This window comes from Bacillus sp. FSL L8-0528 (assembly GCF_038593085.1).
GTDB classification, from domain to species: Bacteria; Bacillota; Bacilli; order Bacillales; family Bacillaceae; genus Bacillus; species Bacillus paralicheniformis.
Window position 1 is genome coordinate 3,423,073 of sequence record NZ_CP151961.1, and the last position, 18,731, is coordinate 3,441,803.

The 18,731-nt window shown below is 46.7% G+C and carries 18 protein-coding genes; 9 read left to right on the forward strand and 9 right to left on the reverse strand.

All coding sequences use genetic code 11. The features are described from left to right. Positions 1 to 14: 14 nt before the first annotated feature. Together MHI30_RS17550 and MHI30_RS17555 are read right to left on the reverse strand one after the other, a co-directional pair. Positions 15 to 1,070: an iron ABC transporter permease gene (locus MHI30_RS17550; RefSeq protein WP_020452889.1), complete on the reverse strand. Its 1,056-nt coding sequence runs from the start codon at positions 1,068 to 1,070 to the stop codon at positions 15 to 17. Further along, entirely contained in the window at positions 1,067 to 2,068 is a 1,002-nt protein-coding gene (locus tag MHI30_RS17555; protein WP_075751340.1) for an iron ABC transporter permease, read from the reverse strand. Before MHI30_RS17555 ends, MHI30_RS17550 begins: the two co-directional genes overlap by 4 nt. A 152-nt stretch (positions 2,069 to 2,220) precedes the next feature. Here MHI30_RS17555 and MHI30_RS17560 point away from each other — a divergent pair, with 152 nt between their 5' ends. Continuing rightward, positions 2,221 to 3,198, forward strand: a complete 978-nt coding sequence (locus MHI30_RS17560; RefSeq protein ID WP_075751341.1) for an iron-siderophore ABC transporter substrate-binding protein — start codon at positions 2,221 to 2,223, stop codon at positions 3,196 to 3,198. A gap of 40 nt (positions 3,199 to 3,238) precedes the next feature. On the opposite strand, the gene MHI30_RS17565 is transcribed toward MHI30_RS17560, so the two are convergent. The 3 genes from MHI30_RS17565 to MHI30_RS17575 form a co-directional block, all read right to left on the reverse strand. Beyond that, entirely contained in the window at positions 3,239 to 3,685 is a 447-nt protein-coding gene (locus tag MHI30_RS17565) for a YusW family protein (RefSeq protein WP_075751342.1), read from the reverse strand. Positions 3,686 to 3,764: 79 nt separating this feature from the next. Then, positions 3,765 to 5,549, reverse strand: a complete 1,785-nt coding sequence (locus MHI30_RS17570; protein WP_075751343.1) for a M3 family oligoendopeptidase — start codon at positions 5,547 to 5,549, stop codon at positions 3,765 to 3,767. 110 nt (positions 5,550 to 5,659) lie between these two features. Further along, positions 5,660 to 6,814 (reverse strand): D-alanyl-D-alanine carboxypeptidase family protein, encoded by a 1,155-nt coding sequence (locus tag MHI30_RS17575; protein ID WP_075751344.1) that lies wholly within the window; start codon positions 6,812 to 6,814, stop codon positions 5,660 to 5,662. Between the two features lie 143 nt (positions 6,815 to 6,957). Between MHI30_RS17575 and MHI30_RS17580 the strand changes: the two genes are divergently transcribed. Together MHI30_RS17580 and MHI30_RS17585 are read left to right on the forward strand one after the other, a co-directional pair. After that, positions 6,958 to 7,800, forward strand: a complete 843-nt coding sequence (locus MHI30_RS17580; RefSeq protein WP_075751345.1) for an oxidoreductase — start codon at positions 6,958 to 6,960, stop codon at positions 7,798 to 7,800. Positions 7,801 to 7,893: 93 nt separating this feature from the next. Then, entirely contained in the window at positions 7,894 to 8,358 is a 465-nt protein-coding gene (locus MHI30_RS17585) for a DNA starvation/stationary phase protection protein (RefSeq protein ID WP_075751346.1), read from the forward strand. A gap of 35 nt (positions 8,359 to 8,393) precedes the next feature. Here MHI30_RS17585 and MHI30_RS17590 read toward each other — a convergent pair whose 3' ends face one another. After that, on the reverse strand, positions 8,394 to 9,764 hold the full coding sequence (locus MHI30_RS17590; RefSeq protein WP_075751347.1) for a S1C family serine protease: 1,371 nt from the start codon (positions 9,762 to 9,764) through the stop codon (positions 8,394 to 8,396). A 239-nt stretch (positions 9,765 to 10,003) separates the two neighbouring features. On the opposite strand from MHI30_RS17590, the gene MHI30_RS17595 reads away from it, so the two are divergent. Continuing rightward, on the forward strand, positions 10,004 to 10,678 hold the full coding sequence (locus MHI30_RS17595; RefSeq protein WP_075751348.1) for a response regulator transcription factor: 675 nt from the start codon (positions 10,004 to 10,006) through the stop codon (positions 10,676 to 10,678). Then, positions 10,675 to 12,021 carry a HAMP domain-containing sensor histidine kinase gene (locus tag MHI30_RS17600; RefSeq protein ID WP_075751349.1) on the forward strand — a complete coding sequence of 449 codons (1,347 nt, stop codon included), beginning with the start codon at positions 10,675 to 10,677 and terminating at the stop codon, positions 12,019 to 12,021. Before MHI30_RS17595 ends, MHI30_RS17600 begins: the two co-directional genes overlap by 4 nt. A gap of 23 nt (positions 12,022 to 12,044) precedes the next feature. Here the strand turns inward: MHI30_RS17600 and spxO are convergent, their stop codons facing one another. Then, complete coding sequence (gene spxO, locus MHI30_RS17605; RefSeq protein WP_023856228.1) at positions 12,045 to 12,209, reverse strand: anti-adapter protein SpxO; 165 nt, start codon at positions 12,207 to 12,209, stop codon at positions 12,045 to 12,047. Positions 12,210 to 12,396: 187 nt separating this feature from the next. On the opposite strand from spxO, the gene MHI30_RS17610 reads away from it, so the two are divergent. After that, positions 12,397 to 13,281, forward strand: coding sequence for a TetR/AcrR family transcriptional regulator (locus MHI30_RS17610; RefSeq protein WP_075751350.1), 885 nt, complete (start codon positions 12,397 to 12,399; stop codon positions 13,279 to 13,281). Between the two features lie 45 nt (positions 13,282 to 13,326). On the opposite strand, the gene fumC is transcribed toward MHI30_RS17610, so the two are convergent. Together fumC and MHI30_RS17620 are read right to left on the reverse strand one after the other, a co-directional pair. Further along, a complete protein-coding gene (gene fumC, locus MHI30_RS17615) occupies positions 13,327 to 14,715 on the reverse strand; it encodes a class II fumarate hydratase (protein ID WP_075751351.1) in 1,389 nt (462 codons plus the stop codon). Between the two features lie 83 nt (positions 14,716 to 14,798). After that, on the reverse strand, positions 14,799 to 14,966 hold the full coding sequence (locus tag MHI30_RS17620) for a YvzF family protein (RefSeq protein ID WP_003185114.1): 168 nt from the start codon (positions 14,964 to 14,966) through the stop codon (positions 14,799 to 14,801). A 123-nt stretch (positions 14,967 to 15,089) separates the two neighbouring features. Between MHI30_RS17620 and MHI30_RS17625 the strand changes: the two genes are divergently transcribed. From MHI30_RS17625 to MHI30_RS17635, 3 genes are read left to right on the forward strand one after another with little or no spacing between them, the layout of a single operon-like run. Then, the gene (locus tag MHI30_RS17625; RefSeq protein ID WP_075751352.1) at positions 15,090 to 16,532 is read left to right on the forward strand and encodes a spore germination protein; all 1,443 of its coding nucleotides are present in this window, start codon (positions 15,090 to 15,092) and stop codon (positions 16,530 to 16,532) included. After that, positions 16,501 to 17,601: an endospore germination permease gene (locus MHI30_RS17630; protein ID WP_003185118.1), complete on the forward strand. Its 1,101-nt coding sequence runs from the start codon at positions 16,501 to 16,503 to the stop codon at positions 17,599 to 17,601. Before MHI30_RS17625 ends, MHI30_RS17630 begins: the two co-directional genes overlap by 32 nt. After that, on the forward strand, positions 17,598 to 18,719 hold the full coding sequence (locus MHI30_RS17635) for a Ger(x)C family spore germination protein (RefSeq protein ID WP_075751353.1): 1,122 nt from the start codon (positions 17,598 to 17,600) through the stop codon (positions 18,717 to 18,719). The genes MHI30_RS17630 and MHI30_RS17635 overlap by 4 nt, the downstream gene beginning before the upstream one ends. Positions 18,720 to 18,731 lie beyond the last annotated feature (12 nt).

The window sequence follows — 18,731 nt, forward strand, 5'->3', positions numbered from 1 at the left end:
TGAAATCTCTCCTTTTATTGGTTTCTGCTTTTATACAGCAAGTAGATAAAGTAAGGGGCGCCGATCGCTGCAGTAAACACACCGGCAGGCACTTCAACGGGAGAAAAAAGCGTGCGTCCGATGATGTCGGCAATCAGCACAAGCAATCCTCCGATCAGCGCGGCAACCGGCAAGAGGGCGCCGAATGATGAACCGACAAGCCTTCTTGCGATATGAGGGGCCATCAAACCGACAAATCCGACGGTTCCGGCAAAGGCAACGGCAATTCCGGCAAAAGCCGTACTCAGCAGAAGGAGCAAAAAGCGGTTCCGCTGAACCGAGCTGCCCGCTCCTGTCGCCAGTTCTTCGCCAAGCGTCTGAATGTTGACGTTTCTGGCGGCGGCTGCGGATATCAGCAAAAGGACAAGCGCAGCCGGCATTAAAATGTTCACATCCTGCCAGTTCGATCCATATACTGATCCGGTAATCCAGACGTTCGCCTGAGACATTCTGTATATCGGTCCTTTTATCATAAACAATGTCGTCAGCGACTGGGCAAGCATCGAAAATCCGATTCCGATCAAAACGAGCCTGAAAGTCGAAGAGCCGTTTTTATATGAAAGAAAATAAACGAGCATTCCGGCGAGAGCCGCGCCGATAAATGCGGCGACCGGGAGCCAGCTGATGCTGACCGTAAGCGCATTATTTTTATTGGAAAACAGCATTAAAAACAAGACAACGGCGACTGAAGCCCCGCCGGTCACGCCGATAATATCCGGCGAAGCGAGCGGATTGCGGATCAGACCCTGGAGGATCGACCCGGCTGCCGCCAGACAGATTCCGGCAAACAGAGCGACCAAAATCCGCGGCATCCTGAAGGACATGATGATCAGGTCATCGCCCGGATCCCCCATGCCCAAAAACGTTTTCGCGACGGCGCCCGGAGAAATAAAACGTTCACCGATGCCGGCGCTGAGGATGACTGCACAAGCCGTCAACACCAATAGGATCACGAATGAAAACAGCGCTTTTCTGCCGATCAACAATGAAATGCCGCCTTTTCCGATTCTCAGCGTGCGGTAATTTTTCATTTTTGGAACCCCCTTCTCGCGATATAGACAAAAATGGGTGTCCCAATGATGGCTGTCATGACGCCAACAGGCACTTCTTCAGGCATAATCAGGTACCTTGCGCCAATGTCTGCGGTTACGAGCAGGATGGCTCCCAGCACGGCGCAGTACGGAAGAACCCAGCGATGGTCGTGGCCGACGATAAATTTTGCAAAATGCGGGATGACAATACCGATAAAACCGATCGGCCCGGCGACGGCGACAGATCCCCCGGCAAGCAGGATAATCGAAACCGCCATCAGCGCTTTAATCAGCCACGTTTTCTGGCCGAGGCTTTTTGCCACTTCCTCCCCCATCGTTAAGACATTGATTTTCGATCCGAGTAAAAAGCTGATGATGAATGCCGGCACGATATATGGAAGGACGGAGACCAAGAGGCTGAGGTCGCGCCCCTGGACAGAGCCCGCAAGCCAAAACAGCGCCTGCTCAAGGGCTGCTTCATTAACGGAAAGCATGCCTTGCGTCAATGATGAGAACAGCGCTGACATCGCCGCCCCTGCAAGCGTCAGCTTGACCGGCGTCAGCCCTTCCCTTCCGAGAGAGCCGACAAAATAGACGACAAGCGCGGCAAACGCTGCACCGAAAAACGAGATCCATGCAATCGTCTGAAGCGAACCGACATGAAAGAAAAACAGCGCTCCAACAACAAAGAAACCGGCACCCGCGTTCACACCGAAAATTCCCGGGGAAGCAAGCGGGTTTTTTGTCATCGCCTGCATTAAAGCGCCGGCAACCCCGAGGGAAGCGCCGACAGTTGCAGCAATCAGCGCGCGCGGCAAACGCACGTTTTTGATGACCAGATGTTCATTAGAGCCGCTGAAGCCGGTAAAAGCCTTGTAGGCCACCGACCATGACGTATTCGTATAACCGTATACGATACTGGCGCAAACGGCGGCAACCAGCACCAAAATAAAAGACAGTAGTGCGATCGTTCTATATTTATTCGTTCTTAAGAGCATAAATTAAAATTCTCCTAGTTTGACTGAAACATCTACTGGTCATTGTATCAGATAACATTGATCTTGAAAATCATTTTCAATTAACAATTGACAAAATTCTGATCAAAAATTATGATCAGGATGAATGACTTACATACCTAAGGAGGACACACATGAAGAGATGGTCAATTGTTGGATTTATCGCTTTGTTAGCGATTTCAATTCTTGCAGCCTGCGGCGGAGGCAAGGATGACTCTGCAAAGGGCGGAGAGAATAAAGATACGATCACCGTTAAACACGCAATGGGTACGGAAGACCAAGTGCCTTCAGACCCAAAAAGAGTCGTCGTCCTGACAAATGAAGGAACCGAAGCGCTTTTGGAACTCGGAATCAAACCTGTGGGTGCAGTCAAATCCTGGACAGGCGATCCTTGGTATAAGCATATTCAAGCCGATATGAAAGGCGTTAAGCAAGTCGGACTCGAAGGCGAACCGAATATCGAAGCGATTGCCGAGCTGAAGCCTGATTTAATCATCGGGAATAAAATGAGACATGAAAAAATCTACGACAAGCTTGAAAAAATTGCTCCGACTGTCTTCTCTGAAACGCTGCGCGGCGAATGGAAAGACAACTTCTCCCTCTACGCGAAAGCGGTAAACAAAGAGGAAAAGGGCAAAGAAGTTTTAGAAGATTTCGATAAAAAAGTCAGCGAATTGAGCGACAAGCTCGTCGACCAGAAAAAGAAACGGGTGTCGGTTGTCAGATTTATGGCCGGCCAATCAAGGATTTACTATAAAGATTCTTTCCCGGGAATCATCTTGGATCAGCTCGGATTTAAGTATCCGGAAAAACAGGAAAAACTGTTTAAGAAACAAGACGACAAATTTGTTTTTATGACAGAAAATAAAGAATCGATCCCTGAAATGGATGGGGATGTCCTCTTCTATTTCACATATAAACCTGCCGAAAGCAAAACAGAAGCCGAAACATGGCAAAACGATTGGACAAGCGATCCGCTTTGGAAAAAATTGAACGCTGTAAAAACCGGAAACGCCCACGAAGTCGATGATGCGATCTGGACGACGGCCGGCGGTGTCAAAGCAGCGTATCTGTTCCTTGATGACATCGAAAAATACTTTTTAAAATCGTAAGCAAAAAAGAGCATTTCCGCCGTTGGAAATGCTCTTTTGCTTATTTTCCGTGATAGATTCTTGACGTACCATCCGGCCATTTCACCCGCAGATGAAACCGGTCATATCGCTCATCAAGATTGAAAGCCTCGAGCACATTGCTGATCACGTCCTGCTTTGAATCGGATTTAGCGATCGAAAGTTCGCTTAAAACCATTTTCATTTCGTTTAAAGCTTCTTCCCCTTCGCGGTCCGCTCCGTTCAGGTGGTCTTTAATCGATGCTTTTTCCCGCTCCTGTTTGTCGTATACGGCTTCAAACGTATTGTGCTTTCCACGGCCATAGTTCACTTCCAATGCAAATGCGGCGTAAGGCACGCTTTCCACATCTGAAACAGGGGCGTTATCGGGAACGGCCTCCTTGCCTTCAGCATGTTCTTCCACTATTGAACGGCAGCCGGTCATCAGGATCATGACAAGAGCGATAACGGCCATCCGAAATAGGTTCATACCGTTCATCTCCTCTATGCACATTATCCTTAGCTATGTCCACTTTGCGGAAACTCATTCAATCTCTTAGCGGAAGCCTTTATATCATCGCTAACAATGCTTCTGCATCGCGGACAGCCGGCTGAATGGCCGCTTCCCAGAAATCCCGCTTCGTCAGATCGGCGCCGAGATGCTTCATCGCCAGTTCCTCAACAGACATGGAGGCTGTATCTTTTAAGAGCGCGATATATTTTTCTTCAAATGCCGCTCCCTCTTTCAGCGCTTGCGCGTAAATGCCAAGCGAAAACAAGTAGCCGAACGTATAAGGAAAATTGTAGAACGGGACAGACGTAATATAAAAATGAAGCTTTGATGCCCAAAAGTACGGATGATACTCGCCAAGCGCTCCGCAAAACGCTTCTTTCTGAGCTTCTTCCATCAGCTCGTTCAGCCTTCCGGCGGATACGACGCCGTTTTTTCGTTCATCGTAAAAGCGGGTTTCAAATAGGAATCTTGCGTGAATGTTCATAAAAAAGGCGACGCTTCGCTGAACCTTATCTTCCAGAAGGACGAGTTTTTCTTCGTCTGAACCGGCTTGTTTTAATGCCGCATCAGCCACGATCATTTCTGCAAAAGTGGACGCGGTTTCCGCCACGTTCATCGCGTACGCCCTGTTCAGCGGCCTGACGTCCAGCATGGATTCCTGATGAAAGGCATGGCCAAGCTCATGCGCCAGCGTAGAAACGTTTGACTGGCTTCCTGCAAATGTCATAAATATTCTCGATTCCCCGCTGTCAGGAAAATTGGCGCAAAAGCCGCCCGGGCGCTTGCCTCCCCTGTCCTCAGCTTCAACCCATCTGTCTCTGAGCGCTTTTTCGGCAAAGGAGGAGAGCTTTTTTCCAAACGTTTTAAACTGCCCGGTAATAAAAGCGGCTGCCTCTTGATACGAATATTCCTTTGCCGCTGAACCGAGCGGCGCTTCGACGTCATACCAGCTCAGTTTATCCAGCCCGAGCATAGATGCCTTCCGTGAAAGATAGTCTGCAAACGGCTTTTTATGATCAATAATGACCTGCCACATGACATCAAGGGTTTCCTGCTTCATGCGGTTGATGTTCAGCGGTTCTTTCAATACATTGTCCCAGCCTCTTGCCTCATAGACGTTCAGTCTGAAACCGGCGAGGTGATTCAGCGTGCTGCTGAGCAAATCAGCGTGCTGTTCCCAGCCGTGGTTCAAATTTTCCGATACGGAGCGGCGGATTTTTCTGTCAGGTTTAGATGTCAGGTTCTGCGCTTGTCCGACAGACAGAATTTTCGTCTCGCCATCTTCTTCATACGGAATTTGAATTTGGTCGACGATGCTGTCGTACATATCGCCCCAGGCATGATATCCGTCAACAGACAAGCCTTGAATCAATGTTTCCTGTTCGGAACTAAGCTTTTCCGTTACCCGCTCCCTTCTCTCATTCAAAATATAAGCGATATCTGAAATGCCTTCATCTTGTAGAAGCGCTTCCCATTCTTCATTTGGGACAACGGCAAATTTGCTGTCAAGCACGACCAGCGCCTTCTGCGCATCGGCAGCGAGCTGGGTGACCTCAAAATTAAGGGCATTCGCCTTTAAATCCGCGGTGTCCTGCGCTTGGAGACATCCGACAAAAGCGTCTGCTTCGCGGATTTTAACATCAATTGTTTCAAAAAGCGCCAGTGTTTCCTTCAATTCATCAAGGCTGCTTTTTGAAACGGTAAGAGCCTCGGCAGAGCGTTTAAAAGTTGAAAGCAGTGCTTTAGTCTCATTTAAATATTGACGGAACTCGGCGGAGCCGCTCCCGCCTTTAAAGAAAACCTCGAGCTCCCACGTATCTTTAAGTTGATGAAATGTCATTATTCCCGTCCCCTTTCATTGGCTTGTTTCCATTATAAGATAAATTTGCCTTTTCAGGGCAAATAAAAAACGGCCGGCTTGTGAGCCGGCACGCATCTTCCCTGATCATATTACAGCTGCCTCATGCGTTTGACCGCATAGCTGGCCGTCAATAAACCGATTAGGCCGAACACAAATAAAAACAATCCGCCTTTACTTTGCGGCTGACCGTGAACACCATCTGTGCCGCTTGCTATTTCTGCGCTGAAAGGTTCTGCGATTTGCAAAGCCTGAAGCAGCCTGCCGTCCTCCCCTTTAATGTTCAGAATTCCGTCGCTGTCTACATTTTCACTCAGGGCTTCGCCTTTCTTTTTCGTCACGTATAAAGGGTTTTTCAGTTCATGGCTCGTCCCGTTCTGGTCGGTAAACGCCTCTCCCTTTTTGAGTTCTTGTGTCTCGTAATTGTGAAATCCTTCATCCAGAAGCGTTTTTGTATCGCTGTACATCATTTTCTTGCTATCAGCCTTCATGACGACGGCGATTAAATCAAGGCTGCCCCGCGTTGCCGTCGTGACAAGGGTATGCTTTGATTCATCCACAAATCCTGTTTTGCCGCCGGTTATTCCTTTGTAAGGAATCTCACCTGTCAGCATTCGGTGATGGTTTTTCAGCGTCGTGTCCCACGTCTGTCCGTGCCAAGCCGTTTGCTTTTCCGAAAAAAGCGCTCGAAACGTTTTGTTTTTCATTGCGTACTCGGTAATTCTCGCCATGTCGGCGGACGTCGTATAATGATTTTTGTCAAACAGTCCGTGAGGATTCACAAAATGAGTGTCATGCACTCCCGCATGCTCAGCAATAAACGCGTTCAAATCATCCGCAAACTGTGTCACGCTTCCGCTGACATGTTCGGCGATCGCCGTTCCTGCGTCATTTCCCGAATTCATCAAGAGCCCCTGGAGCAGCCGTTTTAACGGAACCGACTCCCCCGCTTCCAGATATACGCTTGATCCTTCCGTTTGAGCAGCATTTTTGCTGACTTTCACACGATCTTCTAAATTTCCATTTTCTATTGCATAAATCGCCGTGGCAATTTTTGTAATGCTGGCCGGGTACATTTTTTTGCGGCTGTTTTTTTCATAGAGGACCTGCCCCGATTTCCCATCGATCAATATGGCGGAAACGCTTTTAATTTCCGGTTTATTTTTTTCTCCTGCTTGAGCCGAGCTATGAAAAAACAGCGTCAGACATAGTACAATAATGAACAGGAAGGATCGTTTAACATTCATCGTGTCACCCTGCCTTCTTTCTCTCTTGCGTTTTTTTATAAAAAAATAGGTCTTTTAGCACTTTTTAAATTTTATCAATGATAAACTGCCGCTGACAAGCCTTTTTTTGTCAACAAGCCAAAATTTTGAATGGAGGAAACTCATTGAATAATAAAATCGCCATCGTAACAGGCGCGACGAGCGGGTTTGGTTTATTGACCGCTTTAAAACTCGCCGGCACTCATTTCGTCATCGCAACGGCGCGCCATCCAGAAAAAGCTGAAGCTTTGCGGAACCGCATAGCGGAGCTTTCGATCGATTCATCGATTGCCGTCGCCGAACTAGATGTCACAAACGAACAATCGATTTCATCATTTACCGAAGAGCTGAAACGGTACGGACAGATAGACGTTCTCGTCAATAATGCAGGAACGGCATACGGCGGATTTGCTGAAGAGCTTTCTCTTGACGACTACAGAAAACAGTATGAGACAAATGTTTTCGGCCTGATGGCGGTAACGAAAGCGATCCTTCCTTATATGAAGAAACACAGCGGCGCCAAAATCATCAATCTGAGCAGCATCAGCGGGCGGATCGCTTTCCCCGCTTTTTCGGCATATGCTTCATCAAAGCATGCGGTTGAAGGCTTTTCAGAAAGCCTCCGCCTCGAACTCCGCCCATTCGGGATCGATGTGGCCGTCGTCCAGCCGGGTTCGTATCAGACGGCGATTTGGGAGACATCGTTTGCCGCCCAGGTCACTGCACCTGAAGCCGAATCACGGTACAGTACATATTTTGAGCGGATCTCCGCCTACATTGCGGCGAGCCGCCAACATTACGGAAACCCTGATGATGTGGCTGAACTGATCTGCCGCCTCGCGGTAAAAAAGCGGCTGAACAGGCTGCGCTATCCGATCGGCAGGGGCGTCCGCCTCCTGATTCTCCTCCACAACGCCCTGCCATGGCGGATTTGGGAACGCGCGGTCATAAAAAATTTGTTTAAATAAGGTTATTTAAAATAATTATAATTTAGTATTGATTTTAATTTTATATTTGTTATAATATAATTAACAAATGAAAACACGAGGAGGAAATATCACATGATCTCTCAACAATTAAAACAGCAAAATCCTGTACTTGAAAACTCAATGAATACGAATTTGTCCAACTGGTTCATTCTCTACACGAAGCTTCACCGTTTTCACTGGTATGTAAAAGGGCCGCAGTTCTTTACCCTTCATGAAAAATTCGAAGAGCTTTACAACCATGCCGCAGAAACAGCAGATGTGGTCGCGGAACGCTTGCTGGCCATCGGCGGACAGCCGCTTGCCACAATGAAAGAATACCTTGACCACGGCACAATCGAGGAAGACGGATACGAAAAAACGGCCGAAGAAATGGTTTCCGCACTTGTCAGCGATTACCGTCAAATCCGCGATGAAATTCAGCATACCATAGAACTGGCGGAAGACAAATCAGACCATTCTACCGCTGACCTTTATATCGCCCTGACAGAGGAAATTGATAAGCAAATTTGGATGCTTTCTTCATTTTTGGACAAGTAATATGAAAAAGCCATGGCAGACGCCATGGCTTTTATTTATGATTTACTTTTCGCAAGTTTTGCTTTCATTGTTGTTTGCTTTCCGTTTCTCAGCACCTCAAATGTGACGGTATCTCCTGCTTTTGCTTCAGTATAAAGAATTTTTCTGAGGTCTGAAGTGGTTTCGACGTTTTTGCCGTTCATTTTGGTGATGACGTCGCCGGCTTTCATGCCCGCATCAGCCGCAGGCGATTTCGGCGATACTTTATCGACGTACACGCCTTTATTGAGCTGGTCTCCGAAAAGGCCAAGCGTATTTTGCTGATACTGTTCCGGCACCTGCTGCATATCGATCATTTGTACACCAAGGAAAGGCCGTTCCACTTTTCCTTTTTCCAAAAGCTCGTCAACGATCGGCTGAACATCGTTACTCGGAATCGCGAAACCAAGCGATTCAACACCGCTTTGGCTGATCTTCAGGCTGTTGATGCCGATGACCTGCCCGCTGCTGTTAATCAGAGGTCCGCCGCTGTTTCCAGGGTTGATCGCCGCATCTGTCTGAAGGACGTTCATATCCCAATTCCCTTCAGATGTGGAGACTTCAATTGTCCGGTTGACACCGCTGATGATACCTTCTGTAACCGTTCTTGAAAATTGAAGGCCGAGAGGGTTTCCGATCGCGATTACTTTTTCACCGGCGCGAAGTTTTGCGGAATCTCCGAAACTAGCAACCTTATCAACGCCTTTGCTGCTGATCTCTAAAACAGCCAGATCAGTCAAAGCGTCACTGCCGATAATCTTGGCATCCGCTGTCTTACCGTTGTATAAGGAGATGGTCACCTTCGAAGCGCCTTCAACGACATGGTTGTTTGTAATAATATAGGCCTTGCCGCCGTCTTTCTTAAAGACGACGCCTGATCCCGTACCGCTTTCCTCCACGTCATCCTCAGAAAAGCCGAAGCTCGTTTGGATATTGGAAACGCCGACGATCGCAGGCTCTAAATCTTCCACCATATCAGGCACGTTATCTGCGTTTGTGACAGGTTTTGTGGTGAAATTCTGTGACTGCTTTGGCTCTGTCTGTCCGGTTCCGGCTGTTTCACTCGGATGATCGCCCGGAAGATACGGAGAGATTCCAAGCACTAAGCCGCCCCCGATGATGCCGCCCAAAATCGGGCTCAACCACGAAGCCTTACGCCGCTTTTCTTTTGCCGCTCTCGTTTCCTTGGCATCTTCTAAGGCTGCAGCGGTTTCTTTATTCGTAAGATCTGACTGATCGTCTGTATCCTTCTTTAAAATCAGCTCGGGTTCCTTTGCCGGCTGTTCTGACTGCTGCTCCTCAGAACCTGCCGTTTGCGGCGTCTGCGCTTCTTCTTGAAGCTGCTCTTCATTTGCATGTTTTTGTTCGTCATCGCGTCTAAAATCCATAAGCGTACACTTCCTTTATTTTTCTTGTCTTCAACTATCGCAAATGGCATAAAAGCTTTAACATCCACAAAAAAAGAGACCCGGCCGTCGTTCACTCTGTGTTCATTTCCCTTTCTTCCCTGATGAGTATGTTACGAAAACATTGTGGGATAAAAATGAAAAGAATATGTGAAATTATGAAAATTGACCAGACTTATGTTAAAACTAGTATAATGACGTAGAAAGGATGTGAACCGCCCTTGTCATACTCCATTTATCTAGTTGAAGATGAAGAGAATTTAAATGAATTGCTGACAAAATACTTAGAGAGTGAAGGCTGGCACGTCACTTCTTTTCTAAACGGTGAAAGTGCCAGGCAAAAAATAGGCCAGTCACCTCATTTATGGATTCTCGATATCATGTTACCAGATATCGACGGGTATACGCTAATAAAAGAAATAAAAAATCATGATCCGGAAGTCCCCGTCATTTTTATTTCTGCGCGCGATGCCGATATTGACAGAGTGCTGGGGCTTGAGCTGGGCAGCAGTGACTATATATCTAAGCCGTTTCTCCCCAGAGAGCTGATCATCCGCGTGCAAAAGCTGCTCAAATTGATATATAAAGAAGAACCGGGAGACATGAAAAAAGGAACGCCTGTTTCCTGCTATGAAGTCTATGAAGACTTGAGAGAAGTCTATGAAAATGGCAGCATGATCAATTTGACGTCAAAGGAATTTGATCTTCTGCTTCTATTTATAAACAACAAAGGCCGCGCCTTTTCAAGGGAGGATATCCTCGTCAGCGTCTGGGGAGACGATTACTTCGGAACCGACCGCGTCGTCGATGATCTTGTCAGAAGGCTGCGCAAGAAAATGCCCGAACTGAAAGTGGAAACCATCTACGGGTTCGGCTACAGGATGTTGAAATCATGAAGAACAGGTCGCTCGCCTTTCAAATTTGGAGTGTCATTTGCGGCATCCTGTTAACGGTCTCGATTTTGCTGACGTTTTTATTCTCGACGACATTGCAGAACTTTTTTACTGACGAAATTTATACAAACATTGAAAATGAGCAGCATGTTCTGACAGAATACGGATTTTCCGATTCACCGGAAAGAGGCTTCGGCGGAAGCAGCGGCTCGCGCAGCACAAACCGCCATGTTCAGCACGTCCTGCTGCCTGAGAAAGGAACCGTCTATCAAAGCCCGCAGATTCTCCCCGATTCATTTATCGAGAAGGTGCAGAAGCTCGGCAAAAGACAGGACGAGCCATCAAAAAGGTATTCGGAGAATGTCAACGGAGAGCACATTTTCTTTGTGCTCAAAAAAATCCAGACCCAGGACCAGACGTTTCTGCTGTTGTCCTATGCGCTTGATTCATACAGGGACGATTTGTCCCAGACGCTGTTTAAGCAGCTGCTGTTTATTTTGATTGTCGTCATTTTGCTGAGCTGGATTCCTTCAATCTGGCTTGCGAAATATTTATCAAGACCGCTCGTCACGCTTGAAAAACACGTCAAACAAATTTCTAAACAGGATTGGGATGATCCCGTGATTGTCGACAGGGAAGACGAAATCGGCAAGCTCGGACACACCATTGAGGACATGCGGCAAAAACTCATCCAGAAAGATGAGACAGAACGCACGCTCCTGCAAAACATCTCACACGATCTGAAAACACCGGTCATGGTCATCCGCGGGTATACCCAGTCGATCAAAGACGGCATCTATCCTAAAGGAGATTTGGAAAACACGATTGAAGTCATTGAAGGCGAAGCGGAAAAACTCGAAAAGAAAATCAAGGATCTTCTTTATTTGACAAAGCTTGATTATTTGCTGAGACAAGAAAGACAGTACGGAACTTTTGATATACAAGAGGTCATTAAAGAAGTTGTTGAACGCTTGAAATGGTCCAAAAAAGAATTGAACTGGAAGATTGATCTTGAAGAGGAAACAATGTTGACGGGCGATCAAGAACAATGGAGCAAGCTGTTGGAAAACGTTCTTGAAAACCAGATCCGCTATGCGGAGACATGCATTGAAATCAGCGTCAGGTCGACGAAAAAACATACGTTGATCACCATTAAAAATGACGGACCACACATTGAAGAAGAGATGGTTTCCAGCCTGTATGAGCCTTTTAATAAAGGGAAGAAAGGCGAATTCGGCATTGGACTCAGCATCGTTAAACGAATTTTGACGCTCCACCATGCTGACATGACCATTCGGAATGATCAAACCGGTGTGTGCTACTCAATATCCGTTCCGCGAAATTAGACTGTAGACGCTGCAGTCTTTTTTCATATAAACGAATAGCCGTTGAAATCCCGGTAGCTCGGCTTCATCGTGTTTTTCGGCTTTTTCATCCATTTCTTTTCGCACAGGACATGCTTTGGATATTTGACTTTGTCCACCTTAATTCCCCTGCTGCGCAGACGCCTGATCATATCATCGATTTCTTTCATCAACCTTCACCCTTTCTCCACAAATTTTGACCACTCGGTCACCTTACTTTATAATATAAATAATATCAAACAAAAAAACAAGTTACAATCCAGTTAAAAATATAACGGAGCAGAAAAAGTGACCCGCCAGTCACCACGGTCCGCCGAAAGCCGCTTTCGGGTTCGATCTTTCAGGAAGGTGAAAGCCATGAAACAAAAAGAGAAAGTCATTATTGAAACAGCCATCAAACTTTTCGCAAAAAAAGGATACAGCTCTACTTCAGTTCAGGAGATTGCAAAAGAGTGCCAAATGTCAAAAGGCGCTTTTTACATTTATTTTAAATCAAAGGAAGCGCTCCTCCTTTCAGTCCTTCACTACTACTATGAAAGAATCTTTACCCGAATTCAGAAAATCAAAACGGAGCATGACCACCCGCGCGATGTGTACCGGATGCAGCTCGTCGTTTTTTTCGAAAACATTTTGGAGCACAAAGAGTTTATCACGATGCAGTTTAATGAGCGGTCAATGCCGATCAATGAAGAAATTGAAGCGTTCGCGAAAAAAATGCGGAGAACCACGCTCAGGCTGCACATCGAAAACATCCAGAACATTTACGGCAAAGACATTGAACCGTACAGCGCCGAATTGTGCTTTATGATCAATGGAATGAGCGATGTTTATCTTGACCTGATGATTTTGCTGCACCATTCGTTCGACCTGCAGTCTCTCGCCGACCACATGCTGAACCGCCTCGACGATTTGGCAAAGGGGATGATCAAGCGCAATGATCAGCCGCTGATCTCATTCGAAAAAGCAGACGAGTGGTTCGGCCCGTTTTACACATTTGATCCGCTGAAAGACGCCCTCCTCAATGAAATGCGGGTCAAAGCGAACAAGCGGTACAACGGCGCTCCTCCTGCCGACCTTGCCGAAAGCCTCGATATTCTGGAAAAAGAGCTTAGAAAAGAAAAGCGCAAAAACGCCATCATCAAAGGCATGATATCCAACTTGAAGGAATATGACGCGATTCGAAAAGAAACGGACAAACTCGCTGAATTGATTAAAAAAGACATGCACCATCCGCACGGATGATCTGCAAAACAAAACCGGCTGCAATGCATGCAGCCGGTTTGTTGATTATGCTTTCGGTTTCACCATTTCTTCAGGTTTTACAACTTCGTCGAACTGCTCCTCTGTTAAAAGGTTCAGCTTGAGCGCCGCTTCTTTCAGCGTCAGCCTCTCTTTATGGGCCAGCTTCGCGATTTTCGCCGCATTTTCGTATCCGATATGCGGATTTAAAGCCGTAACCAGCATGAGAGAATTGGTCAGGTTCTTTTCAATTGTTTCCCGATTAGGCTCGATTCCCACGGCACACTTGTCATGGAATGAATTCATGCCGTCGGCAAGAAGCTGAACGGATTGCAGGAAATTGTAAATAATCACCGGTTTAAAGACGTTCAGCTCAAAGTTCCCCTGGCTCGCGGCAAAGCCGATCGTTGCGTCATTCCCCATGATCTGGGATGCGACCATTGTCAGCGCTTCGCTTTGCGTAGGGTTTACTTTTCCAGGCATGATCGAGCTTCCCGGCTCATTTTCCGGAATAATCAATTCGCCGATTCCGCAGCGCGGTCCGCTTGCAAGCCATCTGACATCATTGGCGATTTTCATGAGATCTGCTGCAAGCGCTTTAAGTGCGCCATGCACGTGTGTCAGTTCATCATGGCTTGTCAGCGCATGAAACTTATTAGACGAGCTTTTGAATGTCTGTCCGGTCAAGGCGCTGATCTCTCCGGCAACAGTGTTTCCGAATTCAGGGTGAGCATTAATGCCTGTTCCCACGGCGGTTCCGCCGATGGCAAGATCGCGGATTTTGTCAGCCGCTTCAAGGATCATCTCTTTAGAACGGTCCAGCATGTATACCCAGCCGCTGATTTCCTGTCCCAATGTCAGCGGTGTCGCGTCCTGCAAATGAGTGCGGCCGATTTTGACAATGTCTTTGAACGCTTCAGCTTTTTCATGCAGCGTGCCTCTCAAGCGGTCAATCGCCGGGATCAGTTTATCGTGAATCGCGAGAACAGCAGCCACGTGCATCGCTGTCGGGAATGTGTCGTTAGAGCTTTGGCTGCGGTTGACATCATCATTCGGGTGAATCTTCAGGCTTGATCCTTTTTCCTGCAAATAAGCCGTTCCCCTGTTTGCCACGACTTCATTCATATTCATGTTGCTCTGTGTTCCGCTGCCGGTCTGCCAGACGACCAGCGGAAAATGGCTGTCATACTTTCCTTCTAAAATATCATCGCATACGGAAACAATCGCTTCCTTTTTTTCCGCCTCAAGATTTCCAAGCTTTTCATTGGCAATCGCAGCGCTTCTTTTCAAGATTGCAAACGCATACACAATTTCCTGCGGCATTTTCTCGGAACCGATTTTAAAGTTCTCCTTGCTTCTTTGGGTTTGGGCTCCCCAAAACTTATCGGCGGGAACCTTGACTTCACCCATCGTATCTTTTTCAATTCTGTAGTCCACTTTCTTATCCCTTCCTTCTCTAATTCTGCAATATTCTATATTTCGATAAAAATCGATAAAACCCTTCCATTTAAATTTTATCTTTATTTTAATTTTAGCTCAATATAAACCCGGGTATCTTTTGCATATTTATATTTCGGATTTGTTTTACCGTATTCTTTCGATACATATGAAACCTCATAATGCTTAGAAAAAGATTGAATAATGCGTTCAATCTCCTCCGGTTTCCCCGTAAGCCTGATTTGCGCCAACTTTCTCACTCCGTCTCTGTTCAATGAAAATTTCGCCAAACACTACTGTAACACAGTATATTGTTTTTTTAACAGGAAAAGATAACCTATACAACTCCAGAAACACCAGGGCAGGTGACGATCATGACTCAATCGGAATTCAAGGAACACATCCATGAAAATCTCGCAATGCTCCTTCCCCATCTCGAGCATAACGATGATCTGGTTCAAAATAAAAAAATGCTGAAAAACGGAATCATTTTTTACTTTTTGTACTTTAAAGATTTGAATGATGACAAGAAAATCCAGAAGGCTGCGAAATTGCTTGTCTCCGATGACAGCTCCTATTCATTGGAGGATGTCCGGCTCCGCTTAAACAAGCTGAATGCGGAACCCGTTACAGCAGAAAAGGACGCGATTAACGCGATCTTCAAAGGAAAATGTCTGCTGTTGATCAACGGTTTGAATACTGTATTTGCACTGCCGACAGCTGAGAAAAAGAAAAGAAGCCTTGGAGAAGTGAATACGGAAAACGTCGTCAGAGGCCCGAAAGTCGGTTTTATCGAGGATGTCGATACAAATGTGGCTCTAGTCAGGCAGCGTGTCCCGGATAAAGAACTGACCGTGGAAAAAATCCCGCTCGGCAAGAGCAAGTTTAAAGACGCGACCATTCTCTATATCCAGGGCAAAGCGGACGATTCGATCATCAAAGATCTTAAAAAGCGCCTGAAAAAAGTTCAGCTGGATGATATTCAAGATACCGGCGTTCTTGAAGAATTAATCGAGGATAATAAGTACTCGCCGTTTCCGCAGATCCAGAATACCGAAAGACCTGACAAGGTTTCTTCAGCGCTGTTTAATGGACGGATCGCAATTTTTGTTGATTACTCGCCATTTGCCCTGATCGTGCCGGCTTCTTTCGGAATGGTGATGCAGTCCCCGGACGATTTTTACGAAAGATGGATCGCCACGACCTTGATCAGATTTCTTCGGTTCAGTTCGATTTTCATCACCCTGTTCCTATCGGCGTTTTATATTTCGCTTGTATCTTTTCATCAAGGCATGCTGCCGACGGCTCTCGCTGTTACGATTGCGAGCACGCGCGAAAATGTGCCGTTTCCGCCGCTCCTTGAAGCGCTGATTATGGAAGTGACGATCGAGCTCTTACGGGAAGCGGGACTGCGGCTTCCCAATCCGCTAGGCCAGACGATCGGCCTCGTGGGAGGCGTCGTCATCGGCCAGGCGGCGGTCGAAGCAAATATCGTCAGCTCTGTGATGGTGATCATCGTCAGCATTATCGCCCTTGCTTCATTTACTGTGCCGCAGTACGGCATGGGTCTGTCGTTTCGCGTGCTTCGTTTTATTTCCATGGTGGCTGCAGCCGTGTTCGGGCTTTACGGGATCATATTGTGCATGCTCGCCATCTTCACCCATTTGGCTAGGCAAAGAAGCTTCGGCATCCCGTATTTTAACCCGAACCATTTTTTCAGCTTAAAACATACGGATGAAGCCATTATTCGTCTGCCAACAAAAGCTCGGGAGGTGAACCGTAAAAATGGATCCAAAAAATCAGCACGATCGGATTAGCACGTATGAAGCCGCTTCGATCATAACCAGCACAATGCTTGGCGCAGGCCTGCTGACGCTGCCCAGGGCGCTGACGCAAAAAACGCTGTCGCCGGACGGATGGATCGTATTAATCTTTGAGGGGCTTGTCTTTTTTCTCATTATCTACATCAATGCAAAAATCGTTAAAAAACACAACGTCCTGTCTTTTTTTGATTACACAAGAGAAGGCTGCGGCTTTATAATCGGGAATATTCTCAACCTGTTAATCGTTTTATACTTCATGGGCGTGGCCAGCTTTGAAGCCAGGGCGATGGCTGAAATGGCAAAGTTTTTCCTTCTTCAGTTCACGCCGATGAGCGTGACGATTTTCGCTTTTATTGTTTGTGCAATTTATTTGGTTGTCGGGGGTATCAGCGATATGTCAAAGATATTCCCGTTCTTCCTGTCCGTTACCATTGTCATTCTTCTGATCGTCTGCGGACTGAGCCTGAATATGTTTCAGCTGAACCATTTGCGGCCGGTTCTCGGCCTTGGTTTGGAGCCGGTCAGCAGAGCTTTGACGGTCGTTTCCATTTCATTTTTAGGGGTGGAGCTGATGATGTTTCTGCCGAAATACGTCAAAAACAAAGAAAAGCTTTTTAAGGCATCGGCGATTGGATTTGGGATACCGCTCTTCTTATATATCCTCACCTTTGCGGTCGTTGTCGGGGCGCTGACCGCGACTGAGGTCATGACGTTGACATGGCCGACGATCTCGTTGTTTCAGTCTTTTGAGATAAGAGGGATTTTCATCGAAAGGTTCGAATCGTTTTTGCTCGTCATTTGGACGATCCAGTTTTTCACAACGTTTGTCGTCTATACGTACTTTGCCGCTTCAGGACTTGAAAACGTATTCGGATGGCCTGTGAAAAAAAACGTCCTCTTCATCGGCGTTGTCATCTATCTAGCATCCCTTGTCCCGCGGGACGCCAACCAGGTCAGCGCCTTCAGCGACTACCTTGGATATATCTTTATCGTTGTCTTCTGTGCACTTCCGCTTATGATCTTTTTGCTCGTGTCTATCAAAAGGAGGTTTACTTCTTCATGAAAAAAAAGGGAATGTTAGCAGCCCTTTCTCTGCTTCTCCTTTTAACAGGCTGCTGGGACAGCAGGCAGATCGAAAAGCTTAGCATCGCCATCGGCCTTGCCCTCGATAAAGGCGAGGACGATAAAAACGTGAAATTGACGTATCAGTTTCTTGTTCCTAAAAAGATCGGACAAGACGGCAGCGCTCAGGATCCGTCTAAAGTGGTGTCCACCTCCGGAAACACGGTCCATCAAACCATCCGTTCCACCGCTTTGAAAAATTTCCCGGTATTCTCGCAGCATCTGCAAGTCCTGATTTTCTCAGAGGAGCTTGTATCCGATATTTCTCTGGAAGCATTGATCAATCAATTTATTAGGGACAACAGCATCAGAAGGAGCAGCGAGGTCTATATGACGCCCGGAGCTGCCGACAGCATACTGAAGGTTGATGGTGCAAGTGACCCTGCGTCCGACGTGATCCACAGCATCTCTGAAAACAGAGCTTCGACGATCAAGCTGCTCAAGCCCGTCACATTGAACGATATTTCGATTAAAATGCAGTCTGATTTATCTTATATCATGCCGAAGGTTGTGATCGAAAAAGGACAGCTTCAGCTTGAAGGCGGCGCCGTGATCAAAAACAACAAATACCATGCAAACCTTTCGCCGTCTCAGATCGAAGCGCTGAATTTATTAACTGGCAATGCCATCGGCGGAGTGATCGACTCAAGGCATGATGGACATTTGTTCTCGTATGAAGTGTTTTCGATGACCCACCGCGTGCGGGCGATGAGGCAGAACGGAAAGTACAAATTCGTCGTAAATGCCAATATTAAAGGAAGGCTGTCAGAGGACTGGTATCTTGGAGAGGATTCTTTTAATGACCAATATATAAAAAACATAGAGAAATCGGTTCAAAAAGACATCAAAAAGCGGGTTGAGCAGCTGATCCATGTCCTGCAGCACGATATCAAAACGGACGTCACCGATTTTTCCGACAATGCGCGGATCAATTTTCCGAAGGAGTGGGAAAAAGACAGATTCAATTGGGACAAACACTTCAGCGAAGCCTATATCGACTATCATATTAAAGCGACGATTCAGGACTTTGGAACAAAAGGTGCGACAAAAAGCAGATAGCGCCCCGTTTTT